Source organism: Sphingopyxis bauzanensis (assembly GCF_002205675.1).
Taxonomy (GTDB): domain Bacteria; phylum Pseudomonadota; class Alphaproteobacteria; order Sphingomonadales; family Sphingomonadaceae; genus Sphingopyxis; species Sphingopyxis bauzanensis.
Genome location: NZ_NISK01000022.1, coordinates 1 through 1,097, shown reverse-complemented (window position 1 = coordinate 1,097; position 1,097 = coordinate 1). Strand labels below are relative to the sequence as shown.

Genomic DNA, 1,097 nt, shown 5'->3' with positions numbered 1-1,097 from the left:
GGCCAGATTGTCGACATCCAGGGCGTGACCCAAGGTAAGGGCCTGTCTCTTATACACATCTAGATGTGTATAAGAGACAGGCGAACATCCGTCCGAACATCGAAGTCCGCAGCCGCCGCGTCGGCGGTGCGACCTATCAGGTTCCGGTCGAAGTCCGTCCGGAGCGTGCGCAGGCGCTCGCGATCCGCTGGCTGATCACCGCTGCGCGCAATCGCAGCGAAACCACGATGGCCGCGCGCCTGTCGGGCGAACTGCTCGACGCGTCGAACAACCGTGGCAATGCCGTGAAGAAGCGTGAAGACACGCATCGCATGGCCGAAGCCAACCGCGCTTTCAGCCACTACCGCTGGTAAACGCGCGCGGGACGCCGCCCCGCATCGAGTGGGTGCGCGTCTCGCAATCGTAACAATCGTTCCTATATCGAGATGTGTATAAGAGACAGGGTCAATTGCTCGCCGAACCCGGCAAACCCGTGCGCGGCGCCTCGACGATCATCGTCGAGGGCGGCAAGATACTGAGCATAGCCTGTCTCTTATACACATCTAGATGTGTATAAGAGACAGGGCCAATGCCGCGCTGAAACTGGTGCAACAGGATGTGCGCTACATCTATGTCGGGCTGGGCAGCGGCAATCTGACCCCCGCCACCGCCGAGGAAACATGGCAGCGGCGTTATGGCGACTGCAAGGGCAAGACGGCGCTGCTGCTGGGATTGCTCGGCAAGCTCGGGATCGACGCCGAGGCCGTGCTCGCCAACAATAGCGGCGCCGACGACGGTCTCGATGAACGCCTGCCCAATCCCGGGATGTTCGACCATGTACTGGTGCGGGCTAGGATCGACGGTGCCGTCTACTGGCTCGACGGTACGCTTCCTCCCGTCGTTGCGGCGGCCGCGAACCCGGCAATCCCATACCGCTGGGTCCTTCCCGTAACGGCGAAGGGCGGCGCGCTCCTGAAACTCGAATGGCGGCCGGCCAGCAAGCCGAACGAGATCACCCTCTATGAAATCGACGCGCGCGAGGGTTTCGACCGGCCGGCGCGCGTGACGACCACCACCATCGAGATGTGTATAAGAGACAGTGCTTGCCGTGCGCAACG

General features: G+C 62.4%; 1 protein-coding gene and 2 pseudogenes. All 3 read left to right on the top strand.

Translation table 11 applies throughout. The features are described 5' to 3' along the window. Window positions 1–44 precede the first annotated feature (44 nt). Window positions 45–353 (top strand): annotated as a pseudogene (gene rpsG / locus CDQ92_RS20615) (30S ribosomal protein S7); the annotation flags it as partial. A gap of 74 nt (window positions 354–427) precedes the next feature. Beyond that, window positions 428–556, top strand: coding sequence for a hypothetical protein (locus tag CDQ92_RS21900; RefSeq protein WP_272897571.1), 129 nt, complete (start codon window positions 428–430; stop codon window positions 554–556). Continuing rightward, window positions 547–1,097 (top strand): annotated as a pseudogene (locus CDQ92_RS20610) (transglutaminase); the annotation flags it as partial. The gene CDQ92_RS21900 and the pseudogene CDQ92_RS20610, both read left to right, overlap by 10 nt.